23 protein-coding genes are annotated in these 26,184 nt (G+C 64.1%); 5 read left to right on the top strand and 18 right to left on the bottom strand.

From position 1 onward, the window contains the following. Positions 1 to 37 precede the first annotated feature (37 nt). Positions 38 to 1,141, top strand: coding sequence for an HD-GYP domain-containing protein (locus K0F86_RS23300; RefSeq protein WP_219136532.1), 1,104 nt, complete (start codon positions 38 to 40; stop codon positions 1,139 to 1,141). Positions 1,142 to 1,179: 38 nt separating this feature from the next. Here K0F86_RS23300 and K0F86_RS23305 read toward each other — a convergent pair whose 3' ends face one another. Continuing rightward, a complete protein-coding gene (locus K0F86_RS23305; RefSeq protein ID WP_219136533.1) occupies positions 1,180 to 1,638 on the bottom strand; it encodes a nuclear transport factor 2 family protein in 459 nt (152 codons plus the stop codon). A 42-nt stretch (positions 1,639 to 1,680) separates the two neighbouring features. Here K0F86_RS23305 and K0F86_RS23310 point away from each other — a divergent pair, with 42 nt between their 5' ends. Then, positions 1,681 to 2,001 (top strand): hypothetical protein, encoded by a 321-nt coding sequence (locus K0F86_RS23310; protein WP_219136534.1) that lies wholly within the window; start codon positions 1,681 to 1,683, stop codon positions 1,999 to 2,001. Here the strand turns inward: K0F86_RS23310 and K0F86_RS23315 are convergent. The 17 genes from K0F86_RS23315 to K0F86_RS23395 form a co-directional block, all read right to left on the bottom strand. Beyond that, positions 1,986 to 2,648, bottom strand: coding sequence for a DUF2314 domain-containing protein (locus tag K0F86_RS23315; RefSeq protein WP_219136535.1), 663 nt, complete (start codon positions 2,646 to 2,648; stop codon positions 1,986 to 1,988). The genes K0F86_RS23310 and K0F86_RS23315 overlap by 16 nt on opposite strands. A gap of 40 nt (positions 2,649 to 2,688) precedes the next feature. Next, on the bottom strand, positions 2,689 to 3,774 hold the full coding sequence (locus K0F86_RS23320; protein ID WP_219136536.1) for a tetratricopeptide repeat protein: 1,086 nt from the start codon (positions 3,772 to 3,774) through the stop codon (positions 2,689 to 2,691). Positions 3,775 to 3,791: 17 nt separating this feature from the next. Beyond that, positions 3,792 to 4,697, bottom strand: a complete 906-nt coding sequence (locus K0F86_RS23325) for an ExeA family protein (protein ID WP_219136537.1) — start codon at positions 4,695 to 4,697, stop codon at positions 3,792 to 3,794. After that, complete coding sequence (gene mshL, locus K0F86_RS23330) at positions 4,698 to 6,476, bottom strand: pilus (MSHA type) biogenesis protein MshL (protein WP_219136582.1); 1,779 nt, start codon at positions 6,474 to 6,476, stop codon at positions 4,698 to 4,700. Positions 6,477 to 6,489: 13 nt separating this feature from the next. After that, positions 6,490 to 6,888 (bottom strand): MSHA biogenesis protein MshK, encoded by a 399-nt coding sequence (locus tag K0F86_RS23335; protein ID WP_257572323.1) that lies wholly within the window; start codon positions 6,886 to 6,888, stop codon positions 6,490 to 6,492. Then, positions 6,873 to 7,592: an MSHA biogenesis protein MshJ gene (locus K0F86_RS23340; protein WP_219136538.1), complete on the bottom strand. Its 720-nt coding sequence runs from the start codon at positions 7,590 to 7,592 to the stop codon at positions 6,873 to 6,875. The genes K0F86_RS23335 and K0F86_RS23340 overlap by 16 nt, the downstream gene beginning before the upstream one ends. Further along, the gene (locus K0F86_RS23345) at positions 7,589 to 8,290 is read right to left on the bottom strand and encodes an MSHA biogenesis protein MshA (protein WP_219136539.1); all 702 of its coding nucleotides are present in this window, start codon (positions 8,288 to 8,290) and stop codon (positions 7,589 to 7,591) included. Before K0F86_RS23345 ends, K0F86_RS23340 begins: the two co-directional genes overlap by 4 nt. Then, positions 8,287 to 9,231, bottom strand: a complete 945-nt coding sequence (locus K0F86_RS23350) for an agglutinin biogenesis protein MshI (protein WP_219136540.1) — start codon at positions 9,229 to 9,231, stop codon at positions 8,287 to 8,289. Before K0F86_RS23350 ends, K0F86_RS23345 begins: the two co-directional genes overlap by 4 nt. Positions 9,232 to 9,399: 168 nt before the next feature. Next, entirely contained in the window at positions 9,400 to 13,119 is a 3,720-nt protein-coding gene (locus tag K0F86_RS23355) for a LamG domain-containing protein (protein ID WP_219136541.1), read from the bottom strand. A 23-nt stretch (positions 13,120 to 13,142) separates the two neighbouring features. After that, on the bottom strand, positions 13,143 to 13,592 hold the full coding sequence (locus K0F86_RS23360) for an agglutinin biogenesis protein MshP (RefSeq protein ID WP_219136542.1): 450 nt from the start codon (positions 13,590 to 13,592) through the stop codon (positions 13,143 to 13,145). After that, positions 13,589 to 14,485, bottom strand: a complete 897-nt coding sequence (locus K0F86_RS23365) for a Tfp pilus assembly protein FimT/FimU (protein WP_219136543.1) — start codon at positions 14,483 to 14,485, stop codon at positions 13,589 to 13,591. The genes K0F86_RS23360 and K0F86_RS23365 overlap by 4 nt, the downstream gene beginning before the upstream one ends. After that, positions 14,482 to 15,111: a hypothetical protein gene (locus K0F86_RS23370; RefSeq protein ID WP_257572324.1), complete on the bottom strand. Its 630-nt coding sequence runs from the start codon at positions 15,109 to 15,111 to the stop codon at positions 14,482 to 14,484. Before K0F86_RS23370 ends, K0F86_RS23365 begins: the two co-directional genes overlap by 4 nt. After that, positions 15,098 to 15,676: a Tfp pilus assembly protein FimT/FimU gene (locus K0F86_RS23375; protein ID WP_219136544.1), complete on the bottom strand. Its 579-nt coding sequence runs from the start codon at positions 15,674 to 15,676 to the stop codon at positions 15,098 to 15,100. The genes K0F86_RS23370 and K0F86_RS23375 overlap by 14 nt, the downstream gene beginning before the upstream one ends. A 123-nt stretch (positions 15,677 to 15,799) precedes the next feature. Continuing rightward, positions 15,800 to 16,273, bottom strand: coding sequence for a type IV pilin protein (locus tag K0F86_RS23380; protein WP_219136545.1), 474 nt, complete (start codon positions 16,271 to 16,273; stop codon positions 15,800 to 15,802). Between the two features lie 61 nt (positions 16,274 to 16,334). Continuing rightward, the gene (locus K0F86_RS23385) at positions 16,335 to 16,856 is read right to left on the bottom strand and encodes a prepilin-type N-terminal cleavage/methylation domain-containing protein (protein ID WP_219136546.1); all 522 of its coding nucleotides are present in this window, start codon (positions 16,854 to 16,856) and stop codon (positions 16,335 to 16,337) included. A 26-nt stretch (positions 16,857 to 16,882) separates the two neighbouring features. Then, the gene (locus K0F86_RS23390) at positions 16,883 to 18,115 is read right to left on the bottom strand and encodes a type II secretion system F family protein (protein WP_219136547.1); all 1,233 of its coding nucleotides are present in this window, start codon (positions 18,113 to 18,115) and stop codon (positions 16,883 to 16,885) included. Between the two features lies 1 nt (position 18,116). Then, positions 18,117 to 19,820, bottom strand: coding sequence for a GspE/PulE family protein (locus tag K0F86_RS23395; protein WP_219136548.1), 1,704 nt, complete (start codon positions 19,818 to 19,820; stop codon positions 18,117 to 18,119). A gap of 282 nt (positions 19,821 to 20,102) precedes the next feature. On the opposite strand from K0F86_RS23395, the gene K0F86_RS23400 reads away from it, so the two are divergent. The 3 genes from K0F86_RS23400 (at position 20,103) to K0F86_RS23410 (ending at position 26,110) form a co-directional block, all read left to right on the top strand. After that, positions 20,103 to 20,468 (top strand): YgiW/YdeI family stress tolerance OB fold protein, encoded by a 366-nt coding sequence (locus tag K0F86_RS23400; RefSeq protein WP_219136549.1) that lies wholly within the window; start codon positions 20,103 to 20,105, stop codon positions 20,466 to 20,468. A 234-nt stretch (positions 20,469 to 20,702) separates the two neighbouring features. Further along, the gene (locus K0F86_RS23405) at positions 20,703 to 25,190 is read left to right on the top strand and encodes a PAS domain-containing protein (protein ID WP_219136550.1); all 4,488 of its coding nucleotides are present in this window, start codon (positions 20,703 to 20,705) and stop codon (positions 25,188 to 25,190) included. Then, the gene (locus K0F86_RS23410) at positions 25,187 to 26,110 is read left to right on the top strand and encodes a diguanylate cyclase (protein ID WP_219136551.1); all 924 of its coding nucleotides are present in this window, start codon (positions 25,187 to 25,189) and stop codon (positions 26,108 to 26,110) included. Before K0F86_RS23405 ends, K0F86_RS23410 begins: the two co-directional genes overlap by 4 nt. The last annotated feature ends 74 nt before the right edge of the window (positions 26,111 to 26,184 follow it).

The raw sequence follows: 26,184 nt of genomic DNA on the forward strand, positions 1-26,184 counted from the left end.
AGCACGGCTTCGCCACGGCGGGGCAAAGGATGACAGCATGGTACAGCGTCGCATCGGCCCGGCCGACCTGGTTCCCGGCGAACCCCTGCCCTGGGATCTGTTTCTGGCTGACCATAGTGCCGGCCCGCAACTGCGCAAGGGGCAGATCATCACGGATGGCGCGCAGCTGGGCCGCTTGCTGCAACTGGGTCTGTACGCGGGCACGCCCGAGCAGCCGTCCGTCTTGCGCTTGCTCAATCAAACGGCGCAACGCCTGGAACGGCTGCTGCTGGACTTGCGCAGCGAAAGCAATGCCGAGCGCGACGTGCGCGACATCGCCCGCGACCTGCTGCACGCGCTCGAACACGATGCCGACATCGCGCTGGCCAGCATCCTGCTCAACCAGATCGCCGGTACCTACGCCGTGCGCCACTGCATCGAAACGGCGCTGCTGGCCATGCTGGTGGGGCGCAGCATGCACAAGTCCCACGATGAACTGTTACTGATCGGCGCCGCCGCGCTGACGATGAACGTCGGCATGCTGCGCCACCACGACAGTTTCCAGGACCGGCGCGGCCCCCTGAATGACGAAGAAATGCGCATCGTGCGTCTGCATCCGCAGGAAAGCACGGAACTGCTGCGCTGCGCGGGCGTCGACGACGAGGAATGGCTCAGTTGCGTGCTCTTGCACCATGAAAACGACGATGGCAGCGGCTACCCGCAGGGGCGCACGGCCGATGAAATCCTGCAAAATGCCAAGCTGATCGGCCTGGCCGACCGCTATTGCGCGCGCGTCTCGGCGCGCAACTACCGGCGCTCCATCGTGCCTGACCAGGCGCTGCAGCACATCTTCCTCGATCAGGGCGTGGCCATCGACCCCTTGCTGGGCGAACAGTTCGTCAAGCTGCTGGGCAAGTATCCACCCGGCACATTAGTGCGCCTGCGCAGCGGCGAACTGGGCGTGGTGACGCAACGGGGCGCCGGCCACGTGCACCCGCTCAGCGACCCGCTGGGCGCGCCGCTGGCCGCCGCCCAGCTGGCGCAGATGACGCCGCGCGACACGGGCGACAGCCAGTTCGCCATCGTCTCGTCGCTGCATGAAGACGATGCGGGCGTGCACTTCAGCATGCGGCACGTGTGGGGCGATGAGGCGCGGCTCTAGCCTCGCTGGGCAAGGCCTGTGCCAGACCAAATGTCAGCTTACGGTTTCGGCGGACGGATGCCCGTATACTGTGCGCTGACGAGCAGCCATTGCTTGTCGACAAACCGAGCCACATACCCGGCACGCAGGGCGAAGGTACGGGCCGCCCCTTCCTGATTGACGCGGTAGGACAGCCGGGCCGAGATGAGCGCCGTATCGCCAAGGAGGCGCACCGCCGGTTCATCGACCTGGACTTGAGGACTCGGCCGTTTCTGCTCCGGCGCATAGAAGGACAGCATCTTTTCACGCCCGTCCACCTCGCCGACCGGCGATATTTCCACATAATTCTCGGCCGTGATGGCTTTCAACGTGGCTTGATCGAAGCTGCTCTGGGCCTGCGCATGACGCTGCACCAAAGCGACCAGTTCGGCGTCGGCGGGAGCCGCCTGCACACCACCGATCGCGCCCAAGGCGCCCAGCAGGCAGGTAGAAAGAAGATGTGAAAGGGTCAATTTCATGCGTATTTCATCCTGATCGAGGTCATTGAGAAGCATTCGTTGATGACTGCGCTACTGCCGGCATCGAACACTCGCTTGCGGGCAACTCATCATGAGAAAACCCACTGCATGTTATCCCATTGCCATTTTCTGGCACATGCCATTGCGACAAACCGCTTGATTGGAGGACTGAAACGCCATTTCGCCGCCTCGATTGCACGCCCGCCATCGTCTTCTTCCGAGCGTGAACGTTTCTTTCCTGGCGGCGGGTGCGGCCAAGGTATTTTTATCAAAAAAGCAAATTTCAATGAACAGATCTGCGGTAACGAAACAGACACCTTCGCATTCATTTCACACTGCGTTTCCTGTCATGCCTGTTCATGAGCAAGATCTGCCACATGCAGGGGATGAAACGCGATAAGGTCGCCGTATCTGGCGGCCAAATGCTGCGGATCATTCTCGATGGTGCCGCTGTACCAGCCTTCCTCTTCATCGATACCGGTCACTTGTACCCACATTCTTTCGCACTGGCCATCTCCGCGCGCAGCATCTTCGGCGGCGAAGCGAAAAACCAGTTTCACGTACGCGCCGATGGGCAGCGCATCGCGTACCGCGGCCGGCGGTGGCTCGATATCCGTCAAGTACCGGGAAAGCCAGATGGCGTCTTCCAGGTAATAGCCTTGCTCAGCAAACGAAGGAAATGGATGGTCCTTGAAACGCTCCCAGTTTCCCGCGCCAGCATCCCAGTGCGCGCTCCAGCCATAGGGCAGGTCATGCAGGTCTGCCAGCAAGTCATTCGTGCCGATCAGACCAGCCAGACTGGCGATCTTGGCGGAACTCGACGCCGTTGCGTCGGACGCGCCGTAAAATTGCCAATCCCCTTCGTAGTCATGGGATACATGCACGATGGGAGCACCGTTCACTACTTCCGTGGTCGTGAAGCAGGCAGTGTTGGGAGCATCGTGGAATTTCCAGGCAGTGGTCATCTTGTTTACGGGATCATCCGCTTCAATCATGTGATACAGATTCATCCCCCGCCTGCGATGTCGCTTGCGGGGGAGGTGAAAGCGCTTACTTGGCGGTCGCCGCCGTCAATTGCAACAGCTTGCGCTCGACAAACGCCTGCAATTGCGGCGACAGGGTTTGCAAGCCCTTGGCCCGCTCGAACGCCTGGCGCGCCTGGGCCGGGTGGTTGTCGGCTTGCAAGGCGATGCCGAGGCCCATCCACCAGACGCTGTTGTCGGGTGCCGTCTGCAGGGCCAGCTGATAATGTTCGGACGCTTCGCGGTAGCGCTGTTCGCGCTGCAGCACGGCGGCCAGGAAGGCATGGTATTCGCCGTTGTCGGCGGCGTACGGCAGACTGCGCATCAGGGTATCGAGGGCCACCGCGCCGCCGTTGGTCTTGTCCAGCTGCAAGCGGGCCAGCATCATCGCCTGTGCCGGCTGTTTCGGGTCCAATGCCAGACTCAGCTGCAATTGACGCGCCGCCTCGTCGGGGCGCTGCGCTTCGAGCAGCAGGCGCACCAGGGTTTCGCGCGCGCCCTGGTGGCGCGGGTCCAGCTGCAGGGTCTGCTGCAAGCCGGCCAGCGCTTCCGAGACGCGGCCATCCTGCAACTGGCCCAGCGCGCGCCGGTAGTCATTCTCCACGCGCTGCTGCGGCGTAACTTGTTTTCCGTCAAGAATGCGTTCGCTGGCGGCGGGCGCTGGCGTCTTCACCACGGGCGCCACGGCGGGCCTGGCCGGCTTGTCCGTGATGCGGCGCATTTCAGCGGCACGCAGCTTGGCTGGCGCGACCGCCTCCCCGACCGGCAACACCGGCTCGGCTGCCAGCGGCGCCGTGGCGACCGGCGCAGCCACAGCGACCGGCGCAGAAACAGGCACAACCACCGGTACAGGTAGCGGCACGGGTAGCGCTGCCGCCACCGGCAGCGGCGTGTTGGCCACGCTGACCAGCACGGGCGGCACGGCCGGGCGCTTCCAGTACACCCAGCCCAGGGCGATGGCGGCCGCCGTCAGGCCGGCCGCGCCGCCGAAGACCAGCGCGCGCGAGACGCCCCGCTCGCGTTCGGGCACGGAGCGGATGCCGGCCGCGTCGCCGCGCCCATCGGGGGTGCCGCGCGCATCGAGGTCTTGCAACATCTTGTTAATCAGGCTCATCTACAGGCTCATCTTCGTCATCGGTTCAATAAGGTCCAGCTCACGCCGCAGGCGGCGGCCAGCACGCCGGTGCCGGCCAGCCATGGCCATGGCCGTTGCCAGAAGCGGCGCGGCTTGCTGGCCAGGGTATCGCTGGCGGCCAGCGCCACGTGGCGTCCGCTGACCTGCTGCCGGCCTTCGCCGTACGCCACCATCAGCGCCTTGTGCGCCATGATGTTGATCAGGCGCGGGATACCGCCGGAAGCCTTGTACAGCTTGCTCACGCCGCCACGGCTGAACAGGCGCGCGCCATCGAAACCGGCCACGCGCAAGCGGTGCGCCACATAAAAATCCACGTCGTCGCGCGACAAAGGGCCCAGGTGATAGTGAAAGGTGATGCGCTGCGTCAGCTGGCGGATTTCCGGCAGGGCCAGCTTGACGTCCAGCTCAGGCTGGCCGAACAGCACGATTTGCAGCAGCTTGCGCTTTTCCGTTTCCAGGTTCGTCAGCAGGCGCAAGGCTTCCAGGCTGTCGACGGGAATCGCCTGCGCCTCATCCAGGCACAGCAGCACGCGCTTGCCCTGCGCCGCCAGGTTGAGCAAACGCAAGTTGAGCGACTTGAGCAGCTGATGCTGGTCAGCATCTTTCTCCAGCAATACATCGAGGTCGTCCGCCAGCGCCAGGATCAGCGAACGGGGCGCCAGGTTCGGATTCGGGATGTAGGCCGTGACGAAATCCGGCCCCAGCGATTGCATGAACTTGCGGCACAAAAAGGTTTTGCCGGTACCCACTTCGCCAGTGATCTTGATGAAGCCCTCGCCATTGCGCGCCGCCACCAGCAAGGTGTTGAGCGCCTTTTGCGACTGCGGGCCGTTGAAGAAGAAACTGGTATCGGGCGTGAGGCCGAACGGCGCCTCGCGCAAGCCGAAATGGGCCTGGTACATTTAGCGCCGCTCCGATGGGCGGCGTGGGTCGAGCGCCTCGATGCGCTTGCCCGAATCGAGCAAGTCCTCGTTCCAGCTGTTGGCGCCCTCGACGATGGTGGGCTTGATCAGCACCACCAGTTCGCGCTTCTGGATCACTTGCCCCGTGTTGCGGAACAAGGCGCCCAGTACGGGAATATCGCCCGCGCCCGGCACTTGCGAGCGGTCCGAGGTGGTGGCCTGGCGCATCAGGCCGCCGATGGCGACGATGCGTCCATCCTGGCTGCGCACCATGCTGTCCATCTCCGAGGTGCTGGAAGCGGCGAGCGGCAATTTCAGCGAACCGGCACTGCCCAGGTCGATTTCCTTGCTGACGGTGGTGACCTGGCTGACGGACGGATGCACGTGCAGGATGATATTGCCCTGGTCATCGATCTGCGGCGTCACGTCCAGCACCACACCGGAAAAGAATGGCTGCAGGGTGACGTTCGGACTGGAGGTGGTGCCGCCCGTGGTGCCGGTCGACGTCACGGTGGTGCTCACGCCGGTGACGAAGAATTCGTCCGTGCCTATCTTCAGCACGGCCTTCTGGTTGTTCATGGTGGCGATGCGCGGGCTCGACAGCACGTGCACGGCGCCTTGCGATTCCAGGAAGGTAATCATGGCGGCAAAGTTGGCGGTCTGGAAGGCCAGGCCGAACATCGAGCCGGCCGCCGTGGCCGCCGAACTCAAGCCAAAACCGCTGCTGGCCGTCAGGCCGCTGCCATTCGTCATGTTCGGCGGCTGGCCGCCGTTGAACGGCAGCGGCGCCAGGGTGCCGCCCGGCTGGATGAAGCCCGTCGAGATGCGGTTCGTGTGGCCGCTCTTGATGGAGGCGAACGAGGCCCAGTTGATACCGGTCTGGAAGTTGTCGTTCAATTCCACTTCGAGGATCTTGGCTTCCAGGATCACCTGGCGGTCCACCGACAGCTGCGTCGCCTTCAGGTACAGGTCGACGGCGCGCAATTCGTCGGGCATGCCGCGCACGACGACGACGCCCGACTGCGGGCTGATCACCACCTTGCGGCCATCGCCGGTGCCGCCGATGATGGCGCCCAGCGATTCTTTCAATTCTGCCCAGAAATTGCTGTCCGACGTAGTGCTCAGGTTGGAACTGTCTTGCTGCACCTGGCTGCCGGGCTGGCCTGGTTGCTGCGGCTGCGACTGCTGGCCGTTGCTGCCCCCGCTCTGGCCGCTGTTGCTGGTGCCGGCGGACGACACCGACGTCGAGGACACGCGCAAATTCGACGTGCCCTTGCGGTTGCCCGTCAGGTAATTGACCTGGAACATGCGCGTTTGCATGGTGAGGGGCCGAATCGCGATGCGCGTGCCTTCGACCTTGTAATCATAGCCATACATCTCGCGCACGGCGTCGAGCGCCTCGAACAGCGTCACATCTTTGAGGTTGGCGGAAATGTTGCCCTGCACATCCGGGTGCACGAGCATGTTGTAGCGCGTGCCGTTGACGAGCGAGTGAAAGAACTGGCGTGCCGGGACGTTGTTGAACGCGACATTGAAACGCTCGTCCAGCACGCCGCGCGCCTTGGGCAACTGCGCGGCCAGCGCGGACGCCGGCGGCAGCAGCGCGTTTTCCACCGCTGCCGACTGCGCCGCCGGGCTGGTGGTGGCCACTGCGCCTGCCACCTGCTCCTTGATCGCATTGTAGGTGTCGCGCTTCACAGGCGCAACGTTGCAGGCGCACAAACCCGCGGCAAGTCCCAGGACGCTTGCCCGCTTGCTGATTTCAAGTATCTTCCGCATTCCCGCCTTGTGTTTATTGGGTGACATGAACCTGTTTCCTTCGTACATGCATTGCATCATTTGCGTCGACCGTCTGCGGATACAGCCGCAGCGTTTCCAGGGTCTTGCCGCGCCGCAGCGCCACGCTCGCTTCGCCTATGCTGACGACGACCGCGCCGTCCACCCTGTCGCCCGCGCGCACGCTGCGGCCATCGATCACGGCCAGGCGCCGCCCGTCAGGCCGATTGGAAATCAGCACCGATTGCAGCCGCGGCCGCGCCACACCGGCAGAGGCCGCACTACCGAGGACGGGCGCCGCATCGGGCGGCCGCGTGGGATCGACCAGCGCCTGGGCAAACACCCCCGGCGCCAAGGCCAGCAGCGCGCCCGCAAGGAGCACGCAACGACGCGCGCGCATCACAGCGCGATCCATTTCTCGTCCAGGCTGAGCGTGTACAAGGTCAGGCTCAGCGTGGCATTCGGGTATTGCTCGACTTGCATATTGAGCTTGCCCCAGAACACATGGGACGGCATGGCCTCCACGGCATCCATATAATTCACCATATCCAGATAATTTCCACGCAATACGATTTCCACGCCATGACGGTAGAGCACGGCCGGCGCCTTCGCCGGCTCGGCGTCCGCTGGCGACTGCCCGGCAGGCGCGGCGGCAGGTGCGGACGCCGCCTTGCTGGCGACATGGCCGCCCTGCCCCATGGCGCCGGATGGCAAGGTGGCCAGCGACACGAGGCGCAAGTTGGCCTGCTGTTTCAGCAATTGCTGCAGCATCGGCACGATGCGCTCGGGCGCCACCAGGCCATTTTGCGTCGATTGCAGGGACTGCCGCATCTGCTGCACTTCCTGCCTGATCCGTTCGAGGCGGATGCGGTCCTGCTGGTTGGGGTCGCCCGCATGCGCGGCCATCCTTTGCGCCATCTCGGCATCGATGGCCGCGACGGCCAGCTGCCGCTGGGCAATCGTGTCGGCCAGCGCCTTGCGCTTGTCCAGCTGCGGATTGACGAACAGATACATAACCATGAAAACCAGCAGCGCGGCACTGGCGCCGAAGACCATGATCCGTTCGCGCACGCTGAGCGCATCAAATTTCAGGGCAAATTGTTGCCATTGCTGTTTCATTGCTTGACCGCCCCCGCGCCGCTGGCGGGTGCCGCCGACGATTGCAAACTGAATTCGATAAAGCGCGGCACTGGTGCTGCCACGGCAGCGGCCGGCGCGACGCCCGGTAATGCCGGCGCCGACACGGCGGCCTGGGCGGGAAGCTGGGCGGTGACCATCTCCAGGCGCGCGAACGATTTGCCCTGCAATGCCGATTCCCTCGACAAGGCACTGATGTACCGGGGCAGCAAGTCCGGCTGCACGACGCGCCCCTGCAAGCCGATCTCGATCTGCTTGCCGGCGCCGGCGATGCTCGCTCCCGTCAGCCACAAGCCATTCACCCTGGCGCGCGCGAAGGCGCGGAAATAATCGGCATAGCCGTGTGTATTGCCCAGTTCGCCGCCCTGCAGAATTTGCCCGGCTTCCACCAAGGCGCCGCGGTCAGCCTCGGCCTGGCCCAGCGCGCCCGCGATCAGCGGGTCCTTGCCGGGCACGGGAAACCGCGCGAACACATCCGCCCGCTTCGCCTCGCGTGCATCGAGCGCGACCTTGGCGTCGGCCGCCGTCCGCTCCAGCGCGGCCACCTGGCGCGCGCCGAACCAGACCACTGCGGCACTGGCGGCAAGGACCAGCCCCAGGCCCTGCAGCAAGCCCAGCGCCGACAGCGCCTGCTTGCGTTTTTCAAACGCCGGGTTGAACAGATTGATTTGCTGGCTCACGCTGGGTTCTCCTCCTGCCGCAGGGCCGCACCCAGGGCCAGGAAAAAGCGCGCCTGGCCGGCAGCGGCCAACAGGTCCGGCACCTTGGAAAAATCCAACAGGGCCGTCAGATCCAGCGCCTCGACCGGCATGTACAAATTGTCCGCCAGGTAAGCATGCAGGCCGTCGCTGCCGGTCGGCGCCAGGACCAGCCTGGCAACGGAAATAAAATGGAATTGACGGTCGAAATGGTCAAAGGAGCGCTGCAATTCCAGCGTGATCTTGTCGTAATACTGCTGCCGCTGGGCGTCGCTGGTATCGGCCAGCTGCGCCACGGTCACATCGATGCGGCGCGCCAGGTACAGTTCGCCGTCGAACGTCACGGTCAACAGCCCCCCTTCGCCATCGAAAGACAGCATGGCCAGGCCGCGGCCCGGCGTTTCCATCAAGCCCGCGATATTTCGCTGGGCCATTTCCGGGATATCGATGACCGACAGGCCGATCTTGCATTCGCCATACAGCGCCTGGCGCTGGGCCACGGCATTGTTGCGCGCCGCGACGGCGAACAGCGATTGCGCGCGTCCCGGCCCGTTCTTGTCGGCGGGAATATCGATGACGTCGACGGTGGCGTCCGCCGCCGGAAAGTCGAGCATGTCCTTCAGGCGCCAGCGGACGGCGGTCTTGAGCTCTTCCGGCGGCACGTTCGGCGCGTCGAGCGTCAGTATCTGATACTCGCCCGCACCGAGCAAAGTGGTGTTGCGATAAGACTGGGCATGCAGATCGCGGTTCATTTTTTCCAGGGTCGACGCCGCCAGCGGCTTGCGTCCGGGATACATGACCGCCGCCTGCACCAGCGGCTTGTCATCCGCGCGCCGCTTGACCACGACAGCGCACACACCTTCCGCTGAAAATGATGTCGCCAGCCAACCCTCGTATTTTTTTGCTTTTGCGAATAAACCCATGCCACCGATCCAGATAATGAAATGCGACGACAGCGGTGCCGTCCGAATGATGCATTGAATCAATTTTAATTCATAGCAGGTATGAACAGGCTAAAAAAGAAATAATTGACAACATATTTTCAGGAAAACACCACGATTGTCACGACGCGCCGAAAAACCACGCGCCCCTCAATACAGTTCACGCATGAAGAACACGGGCTCGCTCTTGAATGCGCCTATGGTTTCGCGCGCCTGTCCCGGCAGGTACGGTATCAGCGACTGTAGTGTCAGCGTACCTTTTTTCTTCACGGGTGCGGCGGGTTTGGCCATCAGCACGCTGCCGCCGCCCTGCTGCAGCAAGCCACTGTCGAGCGGCAAGGTGCTCGCCGCTGGCAACTGCACATCCGTCAGGTTGAGATAATCCTTCAAGACGAACGTCTTGCGCAACAGGCCCGTGCAATTGTCCAGCGTATTGGCGACATACGCGCTGCCGTTCCAGTATTGCGCGACCAGGGGCACCAGCAGCGCGCGCTGTTCCGAGCCATACATATTGTTGATGCGCAGGCGGCCATGACGCAGCCGGGTATCGCCGATGGCGACGGCGGCGGCGGGCGCGACCACCAGGCCATTCACGCTGGAAATGAGCGCGCCGTCGCTGTCGCTGATGCCCACCACCAGCGAAAAATCGTCGTATGGGCCATCCTGGCCGCTGGCCAGCCGGTCAAAGCTGTGCAGTACCGTGATGCCGGTCGCGCCGCTGGGAATCGCCTGCTGCAGGCCAGGCGCGGCGAGCGTGATGCTGCCCGCCCCCGCAGTGCCGGCCTGCACCGTGTAGATGGCGCCGTCGCCGCCAAACTTGATCAGGTCGCCCGCCGACAGACCGCCGCTGCCTGCCACCACCACTTGCGTGCTGCCGGCGGCATACGCGCCACCATCGGTCGTGTAGGAGCGCCCGCTGCGTCCCTGGTTCCAGGCAAAGGCGGGCAAGGCTGGCGCCAGGCGGCCGATGGACAGTGCCGCGCCGGCATTGCCCGCGCCCACGCTGACGCTGGCGAGTCCGGGATAGGCGCTGCCATAGCGCGCCAGAATCTGGTTGCCCTTGCTTAATGCCGTCGCGCCCAGCACGACGCCCAGTTCGCGCTGGCCCATGTAGGTAAAGTCGCCGCAGGCCGCCGTCAGCGCGCCCGTGAGCGCGTAGTGGTCAGGGAAAAAGCGGCCGAAGACGGGTGCCGGGCTTTGCGCCTGGTTGGCGATATTGCAGCCAAACTTGCCATTCACGGCCGTATTGCTGCTGCTGCCGATGACGCAGTCGCCAGGCTGGTCGACGCTGGTGTAGGCATTGTCGAGCACCGCCTCGGGCAGCATGCGGAAGGTGCCGACATCGCCGTACGTCACGCCGCTGTTACTGGCCAGGCCGCTGGCCAGCACCGCCTGCCCCAGCGGAAACGGGCTGGCATTCGAGGCAGACGCAAGGCGGTCGGTGTAGTCGGTGACACTGAGAAAGCCGGTGATTTTCTGGCCGGCCACGGAATTATCGACCAGCGGCGTGCCGTCATAGCCGGCCGCCGCGGCAGCGCCAACGGTAAACTGGGTGCCCGCCGCCAGGCTGGGCGTGCCGCTCAGGCCGCTGTTGCTCATGTTGGAACTGAGCGTGAACTGCTGTGGACGCACCGCGAAATTATCGGTCGAACAGCCGACATTGGCCGTGCCGCACACGGCGGCGGTGCAAGTCACGCGCACGCGCACATCGCGGTAAGCGCTGTACCTGGGCGCCACGGCGCTGATGGCGCTGGCCGGGATGCTGACATTGGCGCTCGAATAGCCGCCCGTGAACGCCACCAGGCCCAGCGGAATGACCGCCGTCTGGGTGAGCGGGCAGTTATTCGCCCCCAGCGTGACGCCGGTGGCGGTATTGACCAGCAAATCCACCGTGGCCGCGCCAGCGAACGTCGTTTCCAGGCTGGCATCGGTCTTCAGCTTGACCAGGTCGAGCTTGAAGGCCGTGTCGGCCAGCTTGGTATTCAGACGCGCATAGGTCAGGCTGCTGGTGCTGGGCACGCAACGGGGCGAGATTGCCTCGCAGGCGTTGAAGCGCGCCACGGCGCACGCCTTGATCACCAGCGACTGGTCTTCCTGCTCCGTGAACTGCCCATCCGTCACATTCACGCTGACGGTGCCGGCCGTGCCGCTGCTCAGGCCAAACACGGCCTGGTACTCGCCGTTGAACAGATAGGTCGCCACGCCGTCGTTCAGCGTGCCATTGGAAAGCACTCCATAGCCCGCGATCAGGGCCCAGTCGCCGATGCCGTTCGAAGTACTCAGCTGGATTTGCGTGGTGTTGTTCGGCATCACGATATTATTGTGATTGACGTCATGCGCCGTGACCGTGACCGTGCTTTGCTGGCACGTCAGGCCTGTCCCCGTATTCGTCACCGCATAATGGTTCAGGCAGCCGGCCTGGCTCAGGTTCTGGTCGCGCTGCACCAGCGCCAGGCCGCCCTCGTAATTATAGGCACGCAATTCGTCGATGGCGCCATCGGTGGAATTGCCGCTGCCGTTCTGCCCCGTCACCGCGCTGCGGTTGTCGCCAATGAACAGGCTGCCAATGCGCGGCGACACCACCGCCGCTGTCGTAAACGCCGACTCCTTTTGCAGCACGCCATCGACGTAGATGCGCAGGCGATCGCTATTGGCAGCCGCCAGCGCATTGAAGCTCCAGCTCACGGCGATATGCTTCCAGGTGCCGGCGGGCACGCTATTGGCAGCCGTTTCCACCACGCGCACATTGCCCAGGCTGTCCGTGACGACGAAGCGCAGGGCGCCCGTGCTGCGCCGCACGAGAAAAAACCACTCGTTGTTCATCTGCGTGGCGTCGAGCAGTTGCGCATCGCGCGTGCCGCTGCCGGACCAGGCCGTATTGGCCTTGTACCAGAACGTGATGGTGCCGGCGCCGCCCATGGTGCCGGGCACCGACAGTCCGCTGTCGACCGCATCGATGGCGGCGGCGCTGGTATTGAGGGGGAAACTGGCGGCGCGGCAGACGCGGCCGGCAGCGATCGTCTGCGCGCCGCCCAGCACCGTGCCGTCGCGCCCGTTGCCGCTGGTATCTGACACTTGCCCGGGCGTATTGTTCCAGCTGGGCTGCTCCATGCGGTACTCGACCACGGGACGCGGGATGTAGAACTTGATCGCTGAATTGGTGACGGGGAAGCCGGTTTGCGGCGTGTCGTAATCGTTGCTGTCGGCTTGCCAGCCGATCTGTCCCAGCTTGGCGGAAGGTCCCGCCACTGCCGTGCCGTACTGGTAGATGAATTCGCCGTTTTCCTGCAAGATCAATTGCAGGCTGTAAGAGCCAGTGGTAGTGGTGCCCGTGGTCCATTCCGGCACATTATTCCAGGTCACCACGAAGCTGCGGTACGGCGCCGTGCCGATGGTGGCGTAGCTGACGTAACAAGTAAGGCGGCTGGCGCAGGCGGTACTGTAGGTGGGCACTTCCAGTTTCGAGGTGGGGTCAAGGTCGTTGCCATAGATGCGCATGGTGTAGTTCAGGCTGCTGTCCGGATACGGCAGCGTCTGCACCGGACTGCCGTAGCCGCAGGTGACATTGTTATTGAACTGCACCCGGCCGTTCGTCATCACGCGCAAGGTGGTGAAGGCCACGCCCGAATACATGAAACTGAAACCGATGGGCAAGGCATCGCTGAGCGTGTCGTCGAGGACGGGCGGCGAGGTACCGCAGCCGGCGGAACCGTTGAAACGGTACGGTGTTGTGTTATAGCCGAGCTTGGCATGATTGCTGGCGTCGATCCAGCTGTAGGCAAAACTGGTGTTGGCGTAGGTTGCCGCCTGAACCGGCGCGCCAGCAAGCAGGGCCACGACGGCTATCCATACGGCGATGATTGCCTGCATATTGCTCCTTTAGCGTACCGTGTTTAAAACTCCGCCTGCACGACGCGCTGCACATAATCGGGATGGTTGGTGGCATTGGCGGTGGCGCAAATGCCACCCACAGGCTGGTTGCAGGCGGTGGCAATCACCTGGAAACGGGGCAGCGTGCCCGCCGCCTGCGTGCAGCGCACGGTGACCCTGAAACCGTTCAGGGCGCCATTCGCCGGCAAGGCAAAATCGCTGCTGGTAATGCATTTGCCGTCGACGCGCTGCCGGTACACGCCCCACTCCATGCCGGCGCGGGCCGCCTGGTAGGCGCGCGCGCCCTGCACGTCCAGCGCCGACTCGGCGTGCTGCATGGTGGAGATGGAGAGCAGCGCCACGCCCAGCGCGGACAGCACCACCAGCAGGAAGATGGCGGTGACGATGCTGAAACCGCGCGCCGGACGGCATAGGCGCCGTCCACGCGGCAAGGGGAAAATCGATATTCTCATGGCGAATTATTGACCTGTGCCTGTTGCACCAGCGTGATCTGGCCCGCGTTGCCGCCGGGCGCGCCCAGGGTCAGGCTGACACTGACCAGACCGCGCTGCAGGTTGGGCAGGGTATCGAAGGAAAAACCGCAAGCGGCCACCTGATTGGCCATCAGCGCCGAGGACGGCGCGCCGGTCAGCGGCGCGGCGGCGCTCACCGGCTGGGCCGCCTGGATCGCATAGCCGGCATAGCGCGTCAGCGTGCCCGTGCCGTTCGCATTCGGCGCGCAATGATAGGTGACGACCCTACTGACCACCTGGAAACGATAGCTGAGGGAAGGCATGGACGGCGTTTGCGCGAGAAAGGGGTTGCTGACCAGCGTGACATCGTTGCCGCTGATGGAAGCGACCTGGGCGCGGTTGCACTGCCCGCTGCAATTATAGGCGTCCACAGGAGGCTGCTCGCCCAGATTGTTGACGACGATAAAGTCGCCGGGAACGATGGCTTGCAAGCCCGATGGCGCGCCGCCTACGATGGTGAACATATTCGGGTTGGCTACCGGCGTGCCGGGATCAAACGCCAGCACATTGCCCGGCGTCAGGCTGAGGTTGTCGTCTTCCGACAGATAGCGCCCGCCCGTCTTGGTCAGCAACAGCTCCAGAAAACTGCCGCTGCTATTGTTCGTCACGCGCACGCTGTTGGGCAAGGCCAGGCGCACATCGCGCGTGATGCGCCGCGATGCCGTATCGGCCGCGTCCGCCAGTTCGGCGCGGGCGCTGACATCCAGGTAACTTTGCACGGGGGCACGGATGAACACCGTCACCATGCCGGCGACGATGGCCGTGATGACGATCACCACGATCAGTTCGATCAGGGTGAAACCGCGCTGCCGGGGGCGTAAAGAAGTCATCATGGCACGGCATTGCCTGCGTAGCGCGTGCGGTAGCCGGCCAGCACGAGCTGTTGATTCGTGGCATAAGTCACGGTGACCGTGATGCGCAGGACATTCATGTTGATCGGCGTGGCGTCCGAAGGCAGGCCGGCGCCGGCCGGCCCCAGTCCCGCGTCGGGGCTGATGGCCACGCTCACCGCATAGCCGGCAGGAAAACTGTTTCCAGCCGTGTCGGCGGCATAGACCACGGGCGTATTGAAGGACCGCACATAGTCGCTGACATTGTAATACGGCCGCCCCAAGGCGGGTACCGTCGCGCTGACATTTTGCGGCGTGTTGCAGCCGGTGGGATTGGTGGAACTGTCGAACGGTGCGGCATTCGTCGCCATATCCGCGGCCGGATCGGCGAGCGGATCGCAAAACGTAAAGCGTGCCCCTTCGATCTCATCGAGCATGGCTTCGGCGATGGCCAGCGCCTGTTTGCGCAATTGCGGATCGGCGCTGCTGGCCGTGGTGCGGGCGAAAATTTGCAGCAGGCCCACTACGGCGATGCTGACCACCACGATGAAGATGACCAGCTCGATCAGGGTCACGCCCCGCTGCCCCGTCCCGCGCGCCGCCATGGCTGCGTCCCTAGTAATGGACATAGCCGGTCTCCCCTTCGACCACGATGGTGCGCGGGATGCCGCCGCCGCTGATGCCGATGCTGACGCGCGCGGGAAAGCTGGAGACAGGCTCGGTGTCAGTGGACTTGTAAGGTCGGCCCAGGGCATTGAAGTAAAAGGCTGCCGCTTCCTGCGGCACGCTGTAGCTGATCTTGCCCGGTGCCGCTTCGCACAGCCATGCCGTGGTATTCGCGCAGGCGCTCAAGGTGGCGCTGCGGCCGCTGTTGCCGCCCGCAGGCGGCAAGACGCGGTTGGCCGCGTCGCAGGCGGTATTGAAGCACAGGGCGATGCGGGTGCCGTCGAGCTGCACGAAGACGGGACGGTTTTGCGCGATCGCCAGTTTTTGCGCATAGCGCAACATGCTCACGTTTTGATCGGCAAAGCTGCGCGCATCAAAACTCTCCTGTTGAAAGAAACGGGGCATGGCGACGGCTGCCAGCAGCCCCCCCACCACCAGCACGACGATCAGCTCGATCAGGGTAAAGCCCCGCGGCCCCCGCCCACGGCTGGCCGGTCCGGCAAACATCAAACCTGCTGCAGACAGCATCGTGGACACCTGTGGCAATGAGCGGCATGCCGGCTGAAACATGCCAGGAAGAATAAAAAACGCCTGGCGAACCAGGCGGATTGCATGCGACGCGACCTGCCGCCGCATGCGGGGCTTACGACCTTAACAACTGCCAACGGCAGGCGCAGTGCCTACGGTCGGCGCGGCATTGGCTGCGGCCGCCGCATAAGTGAACGAGCAGGTGGTATGAGCGGCGTCAGCGGCGATCGTGAGCGGCCCCGTGCCCGTCACGCTAAAATCCGGTGCCCCGATGCCGGCCGCCATCAGGATGCCGGCGGCGTCAGCGGTAGGATAGCCGTTCGCCAGAGTGACAGCAACGCCATCCATTAGCACCGAGGGAGCCGTGGCAACCGCGCCATTGACCAGCCATTGCGCATGGGCCAGGGCTGCACCAGCCTGCACCGAGGCGCGGGCGCCGTTGATTTTCGCCAGGCGGGCGTCAGCCGACATATTGATAAAACGGGGAATCGCGGTGGCCGCCAGTATGCCCAGGATGACGATGACGACGATTAACTCGATCAGCGTAAAGCCCGCTTGAGCACCTTGTTGAAAACGACGAATTGACTGCAGTTTCATGCTGATCTCCAAAAAATCAAAAAAACAATGTTGGCAAAATTTGCCCGCAGAATAAAAAAAGCTATTTCAGCCCGCCCGCCTCGCCCACCTGTATCAGGGCCACCTCGGGCGCATCAACCGGGCTTGAGGACTGGGCCCGGGTAGCGGACGCTTGCCGCAAGCTTACCTTGAATTGAAGCAACTCGGAACGGTCTGCAGCAAAAGTGTTGCCTCGATTTAATATATATATTAATTCTGCATTACTTCTATCAAAAAACCAATGACTTGGGGGAAGTTTTTCCATCTCCGGCGCCATATATGCGCCCAAATAATTGGCCGGTTTTTCAGCCAGCCAATCGATGGGGTTTTGCCCCGCCAGCGCCGGCAACTGGTTTTGCCGGTCGGACGCATACAGTTCCAGCACCTGCATGCGCAGCCCCGCGCGCAGCGCCAGCACCGTTTGCCGCACGGCGACCCGTTCCGCGTCCTGCTGGAGCATCTCCAGCCGGCCCAGCAGCACGACCGCCAGCACGGCGATGACGGCCACGGCGACGGCCAGTTCAAACAAGGTAAAGCCGCGCTGCCTCGCCTTGCCAGCCAACATGTTGTTTTTTGACGCAATGCGCGGCCTCATTTGTGCAGGGCCACCTTGCCCAGGTCCCACACGGGCAGGAAAATGCCCAGCGCCAGCACCAGCACCATGGCGCCAAGAAAGGTGATCAGGATGGGTTCGATCTGCGCGGACAAGGTCTTCAATTCGTAATCCACTTCGCGCTCGTACATCTGGGCGATTTCATCCATCAGCTCATCCAGCGAACCGGACTCTTCACCGACGGCGATCATTTGCAGCACCACCGGCGTGAAGACGCCCGCCGCCACCGAAGTGCGCAGGATGCTGTCGCCGCGCTCGACGCCGTCGCGCATCTGCTCGACGCGGGCGCACAGATAGGCGTTATCCACCGTCTGCGACACCACCGTCAGCGCCTGCACGATGGGCACGCCGCTGGTGCTGGACAGGGCGAAGCTGCGCGCGAAGCGCGCCATGGTGCCTTTCAGGATGATCTTGCCGGCGATGGGGAAACGCAACTTGTAGCGATCCCACGTATAGCGGCCAGGCACGGTGCGCAACCAGGCCCGGAAAGCGGCTATCGCGGCGATCGTCAGTAGCAGCAGCAAAGGCCAATACGCCACCATGAAAGCCGACGTGCCGATCAGGATGCGCGTCATCAGGGGCAGTTCGGCGTTGAAGCTGGCGAACACTTTCACGAACTGGGGAATCACGAACATATTGACGATGACCATGGCGACGAGCATGGCCGCGATCACGAAACTGGGATAGCGCGTGGCCGACTTCACGCGCGCGCGCATGTCGCGATCGAACTCCAGGTGGTCGAACAGGCGCAGGAAGACTTCATCGAGGCGCCCCGTCATTTCGCCCACGCGCACCATCGACAGGTAAAACGGCGTAAACACGGTGGGGTGGCGCGCCATGGCGGCCGACAGTTCGCGGCCCGCGTCCAGCGATTCGCGCACATCCTTGATGATGCGCCCGAACGCGGGGCTGATGGCGGACTCCTGCAGGCCGGCCAGGCCGCGCATGATGGGCACGCCCGCCTTGAGCAGGGTGTACAGCTGGCGGCTGAACAACTGCACGTCCATCGAACTGACTTTTTTCTCCGTCAGTCTTTGCCACCAGCCGATATCGGCGCCCGTGGTGGCGGCTTTTTTGGTCACCAGGATTTCCACCGGCGTCGCGCCGCTGGAAAACAACTGGTCGGCCACGGCGCCGCTGTCGGCGCCTTCCATCACGCCGGTCAGCAGCTCGCCGCTGGCGTTGCGCGCCTTGTAGGAGAAAAATGCCACCTCAATCCTCGCTCTGGTTGCTGATGCGCATCGCTTCCATCACCGTCGTGCGGCCCTGGACCACCAGTTGCACGGCGTGGCGGCGCAGCGTCTCGCCCGCCATCTGCGCCGTCGCCACCTTCATGAAGTGCGATGGATCGGCATGGTTGGCGGCATCGGCCACGGCGCGTGTGATTTCCAGCAATTCGTACACGCCCGTGCGGCCCCGGTAACCCATGCCATTGCAATGCGAGCAGCCCTTGCCATGGAAATACTGGTTGCGCTCGACCAGCTCGCCCAGTTCCAGGCGCAGCCATTCGTATTCGTTCGGCGTGGGCGCGTAGGGCGTGCTGCAGCTTTCGCAGATCACGCGCACCAGGCGCTGCGCCAGCACGGCTTGCAGCGAGCTGCCCACCATGTAGCGCGGCACGCCCATGTCCATCAGGCGCAGCGGCGTGCTGATGGCGTCGTTGGTGTGCAAGGTCGACAGCACCAGGTGACCTGTCATGGCGGCGCGCAAGCCGATTTGCGCCGTTTCCTGATCGCGCATCTCGCCGACGAGCACGATATCGGGATCTTGCCGCAAGGCTGAGCGCAGCACGCGGGCAAAACTGAGCTCGATCTTGTCGTTCACTTGGACCTGGTTGATGCCGGACAAGCGGTACTCGACGGGGTCTTCCACCGTGATGAGCTTTTTTTCCACGGAATTGAGTTCGGACAAGGCGCAGTACAAGGTCGTCGTCTTGCCGCTGCCGGTCGGCCCCGTCACCAGCACCAGGCCGTTGGGGCGATTGACGATGGCGCGGAAGCGTTCCACCAGCTGGGGCGGCATGCCGATGGCGTCCAGGCGCAAGGTCGTGCCGCCCTGGTTCAACAGCCGCATCACGACCGATTCGCCGTACTGCGTCGGCATGGTGGAAATACGCACGTCGATGCGCTGGTTTTTCACGCGGATGGCGAAACGGCCATCCTGCGGCAAGCGCTTCTCGGAAATATCGAGGTCCGACATCAGTTTGAGCCGCAGCGCCAGCGAACTGGCGATCTTGCTGTCCGCTTCCGTCTGCAGGTGCAGCACGCCGTCGATGCGGAAACGGATCTGCAGCCGGCCTTCCTGCGGTTCGATGTGGATGTCCGAGGCGCGCACCTGCGTGGCATCCTCGAACACCGATTGCAGCAGCTTGACGATGGGCGCCTCTTCCAGGCCCGGATTGGCGGCCAACGCGCCGAAGTCGACGGACACGTCGCCCAGGTCCTGCTCCAGCTCGCGCGTCAGGGTGGAGATATCCTCCGTGCGGCGGTAGATGCGGTCGATGGCGGCCAGCACTTCCGTTTCATTGACGACAGCGAGCTCGATATGGCGCTTGACCAGGCGCGAGATCTCATCGTACGCGAACAGGTCGGTCGGATCGGACATGCCGACCAGCAAGCCCTCGCGCCGGTCTTCCAGCACCAGCGCGCGAAAGCGCCGCGCCTGGGTTTCCGGCAACAGCCGCACCAGTTCGGGATTGATGTTGAAAAACTTCAGGTTGATGTAAGGAATGTCGAGCTGGCGCGCCAGGGCGCCCGAAATCTGCTCTTCCGTGACAAAGCCGTGCTCGACAAAAACGCGGCCCAGCTTGCGCCCCGAGCGCTTCTGTTCCGTCAAGGCCTGGCCCAACTGTTCTTCCGTCAGCAATTTCTGCTGCACCAAAATTTCACCGAGCCGGACTTTCTCTGGCCTTGCCATGCTTGCTCCTCGACAGATTCTTCAGACGATACACGCCAGCGGCGTGCGCAGGTATTTTATTCCAGAACCTGTTGTTTCTTAAAGAAAATACACTCCGCGGCTTGATTTTCGCGCATTTCAACACTGCGCAAGGAAACACTTGCCGCCCGCGCGCGCGCATGGCACTCCCTTTCGGCGAGCACGGGCAGCGTGCGGGCGAACATAGCCTATGGCAATACCGGTGCTATCATTCCCCGCACCGCCGTGTTTTTCTGACAAGGCCGTCACTATCAAAGGAATACCATGTCTCTGCACCGCAAACTCATCGTCTCCCTGGCCGCCGCCAGCGCCTTGCTGGCCGGCAGCGCGCAAGCCCAGTATGTGGGTCCCACGGCCGGCCCCACCGCGCCCAGCAGCGTGGCCGCCATCCTGAAAAATCCCGTCGACGACCAGGCCGTCGTGCTGCGCGGCCATTTGCTGCGCAAAGTGGGCAAAGAAAAATACACCTTCTCCGATGGCACGGCGGAAATCCGCGTGGACATCGATGACAAGGTCTTCATGAACCGCAAGATCGACGCCAAAACCCAGGTGGAAATCCGTGGCGAAGTGGAAAAAGACTTCATGGAAAGCCCGGAAATCGATGTCGATGTGCTGACCGTCGTCCCGTAAGCTGCATTGCCATCCCGCCGCCACGGCGGGATGGGTATCACCCCCTCTTCTGTATACCTTGCACAAGCTTTTTTCCATTCTAGAAACTAGCCTTGTCAGAGCAATCAATTTCGTCTAGCATCTTTTCATTCAAGGTCAGCCAGCGCCAGCGTGAGCCTGCCTGTCGACTCATCCATTCTGGGAGCTTTCCGGGTGCAAGATTTGCCTTCGATACGCTCAAGAATTTCATGGCTGGTGCTCGCCTGGGTCATTCCGACGGCGCTCGTGTTTCTGCTGCTCGTGGCGCAAAGCTACACGCGCGAACGCGAGCATGTCGTCAGCGAAACGGCGCAGGCGGCGCGGGCAGTCGCCGCCGCCGTCGAACGCGACCTGAACGGCGCCCAGATGGCCGCGCGCATCCTCGCCGCCTCGCCCGCCCTGCAAACGGACGACATCGGCGCCCTGCGCATCCTGGCCGACAGCCTGTTGCAGCCAGGCATGGCCGTCAGCGCCTTCATCGTTTCCGACGCCAGGGGACGCCAGCTGATCAATACTGCCCTGCCCGCCAGCCAGGCACCACCTCCCCTGCCGCAAAAATGGGCCGCCAGCATGGAACGCACGCGCGAGTATGGCAAGCCGCGGCTGACCAGCCTGCTCATGGCGCCGGACGAGGTGCCGCGGCTGGCGCTGAACCTGCCCTTGCCGCGCGCCCAGGGTGCCGCCCATGTATTGACGGCGCTGTACCCGCCCGACTACCTGCCCTTGCTGTTGCGCGAACTGCACCTGCCGGCCTACCTGGGCGCGGCCATCATCAATGCCGACGGCATCAACGTGGCGCGCACTCTGGCGCCGCAGCGCTACGTGGGCCAGCGCAGCGTGGCCCCCCTGCTGGAACAGATACGCCAGGCGCGCGAGGGCGTGCTGCGCCATGCCACCCTGGAAAACCTGGACGTCTACACGGGCTTTCGCCGCGCTCCCGACGACAGCTGGACGGTGACCGTCACCATGCGCAGCAGCACGGTGGCCGAGGCGCTGCTGGGCTCGGTAGTCACGGGTTCCGCCATCCTGGCCCTGCTGCTGGGTGCGGGCTTTGCCCTGGCCTGGCGCGTGGGCAGCCGCCTGGCCAGCACCCTGCAGGAACTGACCTTGCAGATCCAGGCGCTGGCGCAGGGCAAACCCTTGCTCTCGAACAAGCACGCGGACCGCGAATCGGCCGACATGGCCGCCGCCCTGGGCGCGCTGGAACGCGACCTGCGGCGCCACCGCACGCAGCTCGAAAGCCTGGTGGCCGAACGCACCTTGGCCCTGGAAAAATCCACGCGCCTGCTGGAAACCGTGTACGCGACGGCACCCATCGGCATGCTGTTCGTGGGCCTGGACTTGCGCATCGTCATGATCAACCACTACCTGGCCGCCATCCACGGCGCCAGCGTGACGCAGCATCTGGGCCGTCCCGTGGGCGCCATGCTGTGCGACGACGCCGTGCGCGCGGACGTCGAGCGCTGCGTGCGCCAGGTGCTGGAAACGGGCACGCCCATCGTCGACATGGAGTTGAACGGCCACAGCGGCCGGCAGCGCGAGCAGCTGAGCCACTGGATCGTCTCGTATCACCCGATTTTCGGTCCCGAGCAGCAATTGCTGGGCGTGTCGGGCCTGTGGCTGGACATTAGCGAGCGCAAGCGCAGCGAAGCGGAATTCCGCCACTCGAAACATCTGTTCGGCACCATCATCGAAAACATCCCGGCCATGGTCTTCGTCAAGCGCGCCGACAAGCTGAGCTTTGAAATGGTCAACCGCCACGCGGAACTGACCCTGGGACGCTCGCGCGAGCAATTACTGGGCAAGACGGACCACGACTTCTTCCCGCCACAGCAGGCGGCGGCCTTCGTCAGCGCCGACCGCAAGCTGCTGGCCACGGGGCAGATGGTGGAAATCGAACAGGAAGCGATCAACACGGCCGACGGCACCACGCGCCACTTCACCACGCGCAAGGTGGTCTTGCGCGACGATGCGGGGCGCGCCAGCCACGTGCTGGGGGTATCGATCGATATCACGGAACGCAAGCGCGCCGCCGAGGTGCTGCACGCCACCACCTGGCGCCTGGAACAGAGCGAACGCTTCATCCGCACCGTCACCGACAATCTGCCCGGCATGGTGTCATACTGGGGCGCCGATCTGCGTTGCCGCTTCGCAAATAATTTCTATAACGAATGGTTTGGCCGCAGCAGCGCGGAGATGGACGGCATCCACATGCGCGAATTGCTGGGACAGGAACTGTTCGACGTGTATGCGCCCCATGTCGAAGGCGTGCTGGCGGGCCGCCCGCAAAGCTTCGAGCGCGACCTGCTCGACCCGACGGGCCAGGTGCGCCACACGTGGACCAATTATATCCCCGATGTCGACGACGGCGGCGGCGTGCGCGGCTTCTTCGTGCTGGCCTCGGACGTCTCTGAACTCAAGCGCACGGAATTGCGCCTGCATGAACTCAACGAGCAAATGGTGCGCGCGCGCGACAAGGCCGAGGCGGCCAGCGTCGCGAAAAGCGAATTCGTCGCCAACATGAGCCATGAAATCCGCACGCCGATGAACGCCATCATCGGCCTGGCGCGCCTGCTGGAAGAGTCGCCGCTGGAACGGCGCGAGCGCAGCTATGTCGGCAAGATCCAGATGGCGACCCAGTCGCTGCTCAATATCGTCAACGACGTGCTGGATTTTTCCAAGATCGAGGCGGGTCAGATGCTGCTGGAACAACGGCGCTTCCAGCTCGAACGCATGCTCGACAGCGTAGCCGTCTTGCTGGCCAGCAACGCCTGGTCGCGCGGCGTGGAGCCCGTCTTCGTGCTCGGCGCCGATGTGCCGGATGAACTGCTCGGCGACGCCCTGCGCGTGGAACAGATCCTCATCAACCTGGTGGGCAACGCCGTCAAATTCACCGCGCATGGCGAAGTGGTGTTGTCCATCGGCATGGTGGCCGAGGATGCGGCCAGCGCCACGCTGGAGTTTTCCGTGCGCGACACGGGCATCGGCATAGCCGCGGCCGAACAGGAACGCATCTTCGACGCGTTTTCCCAGGGCGACAGCGGCACCAGCCGCAAATATGGCGGCACGGGACTGGGGCTGGCCATCTGCCGGCGCATGGTGGAATTGATGGGGGGCAAACTCAGCGTGACAAGCGCGCTGGGCCAGGGTTCCGACTTCCGCTTCAGCTGCCGCTTCGACAAGGTGGCGCCGCCGCCCGAGTCGCCGGGCAAGAGTACGTCCAAGGCCCTGTCGCTGCTGATCATCGACGACAATGCCAGCGTGCGCGCCATGCTGGAAGACTGGTGCGCGGCGCAGGGCTGGCACAGCCGCAGCGCCGACAGCGGCGCGGCCGGCCTGGCGCTGCTGCGCGCCAGCGCCAGCGGCCTGGACGGCTTGCCGCCGGCGGATCTGATGCTGCTCGACGCGGCCATGCCCGGCATGGATGGCATTTCCATGCTCACCGAGGCGCGCGCCGACGCCCACCTGGCGCTGCCGCCCGTGATCATGCTGGTGGCCGACCAGGACAGCGACAACCTCGAACGCCTGGCCGACAGCCTGATGCTGGCCGGCATCGTTTCGAAACCGGCCACCCCGGCGCGCCTGCTGGCGGCCGTGACGGCCGTGCGCGATGGACGCAATGGCCGTAGCGCCCCGTCCGCGCTGCCCGTGTCCACGCCCCTGTCGGGCTTGCTGGAAGGCATGCGCGTGCTGCTGGTGGAAGACAATGAAATCAACCAGGAAGTGGCGCAGTACATCTTGCTGCACTCGGGCGAGCGCGTGGCCATGGCCGCCAACGGCCAGCTGGCCGTCGACTTGCTGGCGCAAACCCCGCAGGCCTGGGACGTGGTGCTGATGGATTTGCAGATGCCCGTCATGAATGGCTATGACGCCACCCTGGCCATCCGCGCGCTGGGCTTGCCGGACTTGCCCATCATCGCCATGACGGCCAATGCCATGGACGAGGACCGCCTGCGCGCCATCGCCAGCGGCATGAATGCGCATGTTGCCAAGCCCATCGATGTCGACGAAATGATCGAGACACTGACGCGGCTGGTGCCGTCGCCCCCGAGGGACGATGGCGCCGTGCAGGCAGCCGATGCCGTCACGCAGGCGCTGGACTTGCCGGCCACGGTGCCCGGCATCGACCTGGCGGCGGCCCTGCAGCGCTTCGGCGGCGATTACGGCGCCTTCCTGGCCCTGCTCAAGCGCTTTGAAAATTCGCAAGGCGACGCCGTCGAGGACACGCGGCGCCTGCTGGCCGCCGGCCAGGCGCGGCAGGCGGCGCAGTTGCTGCACCGCGTGTGCGGCGTGGCGGCCAACCTGGGCGCCACGCATGTCGCCAGCCTGGCCGCCGAGACGGAAAAGGCGCTGCAAGGGGGCCGCGCGCACGCCACGGCCGCCTTGCTGGGACAGCTGGAACTGGCGATGGCCGAAGTCATCAAAGCGGCGCGTGCCCTGCCCTCGCCCCTGCGGCGCGGACAGCCGGCGCCCCACGCGCCCGGCAGCGCACCGGTCGACCTGCGCGCCGGCCTGGCCGAGCTGCTTGTCTTGATCCGCAACAATAACCTGAAGGCGCTGGCCCAGTTCCACGCCCTGCAGCCAGCCCTGCAACAGTCAGACCGGGAAGCGGCGCTGGCGATGGCACATGCGATTGAAACGCTGAATTTTACCGAGGCGGAAAAACTCGTGCTCGATCAGCTGAAACGAGAGGAAAACAAGTGAGCTGGACCAACCTTGCCATGAACGGGCGCATCCTCATCGTCGATGACGCCATGGAAAACATCCAGATCCTGCACCAGCTGCTGCGCGAAGAACACGAGGTGCTGTTCGCCCTGAGCGGAGAAAAGGCGCTGGAAATTGCGCAAAATCAACTGCCGGACCTGATCCTGCTCGACGCCGTCATGCCCGGCATGGATGGCTATGCCGTGTGCAGCGCGCTGCGCGAATCGGCCATCCTCAGCGCCATCCCCGTCATTTTCGTCACGGCCCTGAACCAGCCCGAAGACGAAACGCGGGCGCTGGAAGCGGGCGCCGTCGATTTCATCACCAAGCCGTTCAACGCGGCCGTCGTGCGGGCCCGCGTGCGCAGCCAGCTGACCATCAAGCGGCAGGCCGACGCCATGCGCGAGCTGTCGCTGACCGATACACTGACGGGCGTGGCCAACCGGCGCAGCTTCAACGAGGCCATGGACAGCGAATGGCGACGCTGCGCGCGCGACGGCGTGCCGATGGCCATCATCATGGCCGATATCGACCATTTCAAGGATTACAACGATACGTATGGCCACCAGGCGGGCGACCTGTGCCTGCAGCAGGTGAGCGCCGCCCTGCGCCGCTGCGCCGTGCGCCCGCCCGACCTGCTGGCGCGCTACGGCGGCGAGGAATTCATCATCCTGCTGCCGCAGGAAACGAGGGAAGGCGCCGAAGTGGTGGCCCAGCGCATCCTCGACGAAGTGCGCGCGCTGGAAATTGCCCACGCCAGGTCCAGCGTCGGCCCGCACGTCACCGTCAGCCTGGGCATGGCCAGCGTCATGCCCACGGAAGGCATGGCCCCCAGCGCCCTGATCCGCGCCGCCGACGCCCTGCTGTACCGCGCCAAGCATACGGGGCGGGACAGGTATTGCGCGTCGGAGGGGGAGTAAAGAGGAGGCGCACGCACCTGCGTCGGCTTACGCCCTGCGGGCTAAACCGACCTACGCCGACCTACGATGTGGGC

The sequence above is a fragment of the Janthinobacterium sp. UMAB-60 genome (assembly GCF_900095235.1).
Classification (GTDB): Bacteria; Pseudomonadota; Gammaproteobacteria; order Burkholderiales; family Burkholderiaceae_D; genus Janthinobacterium.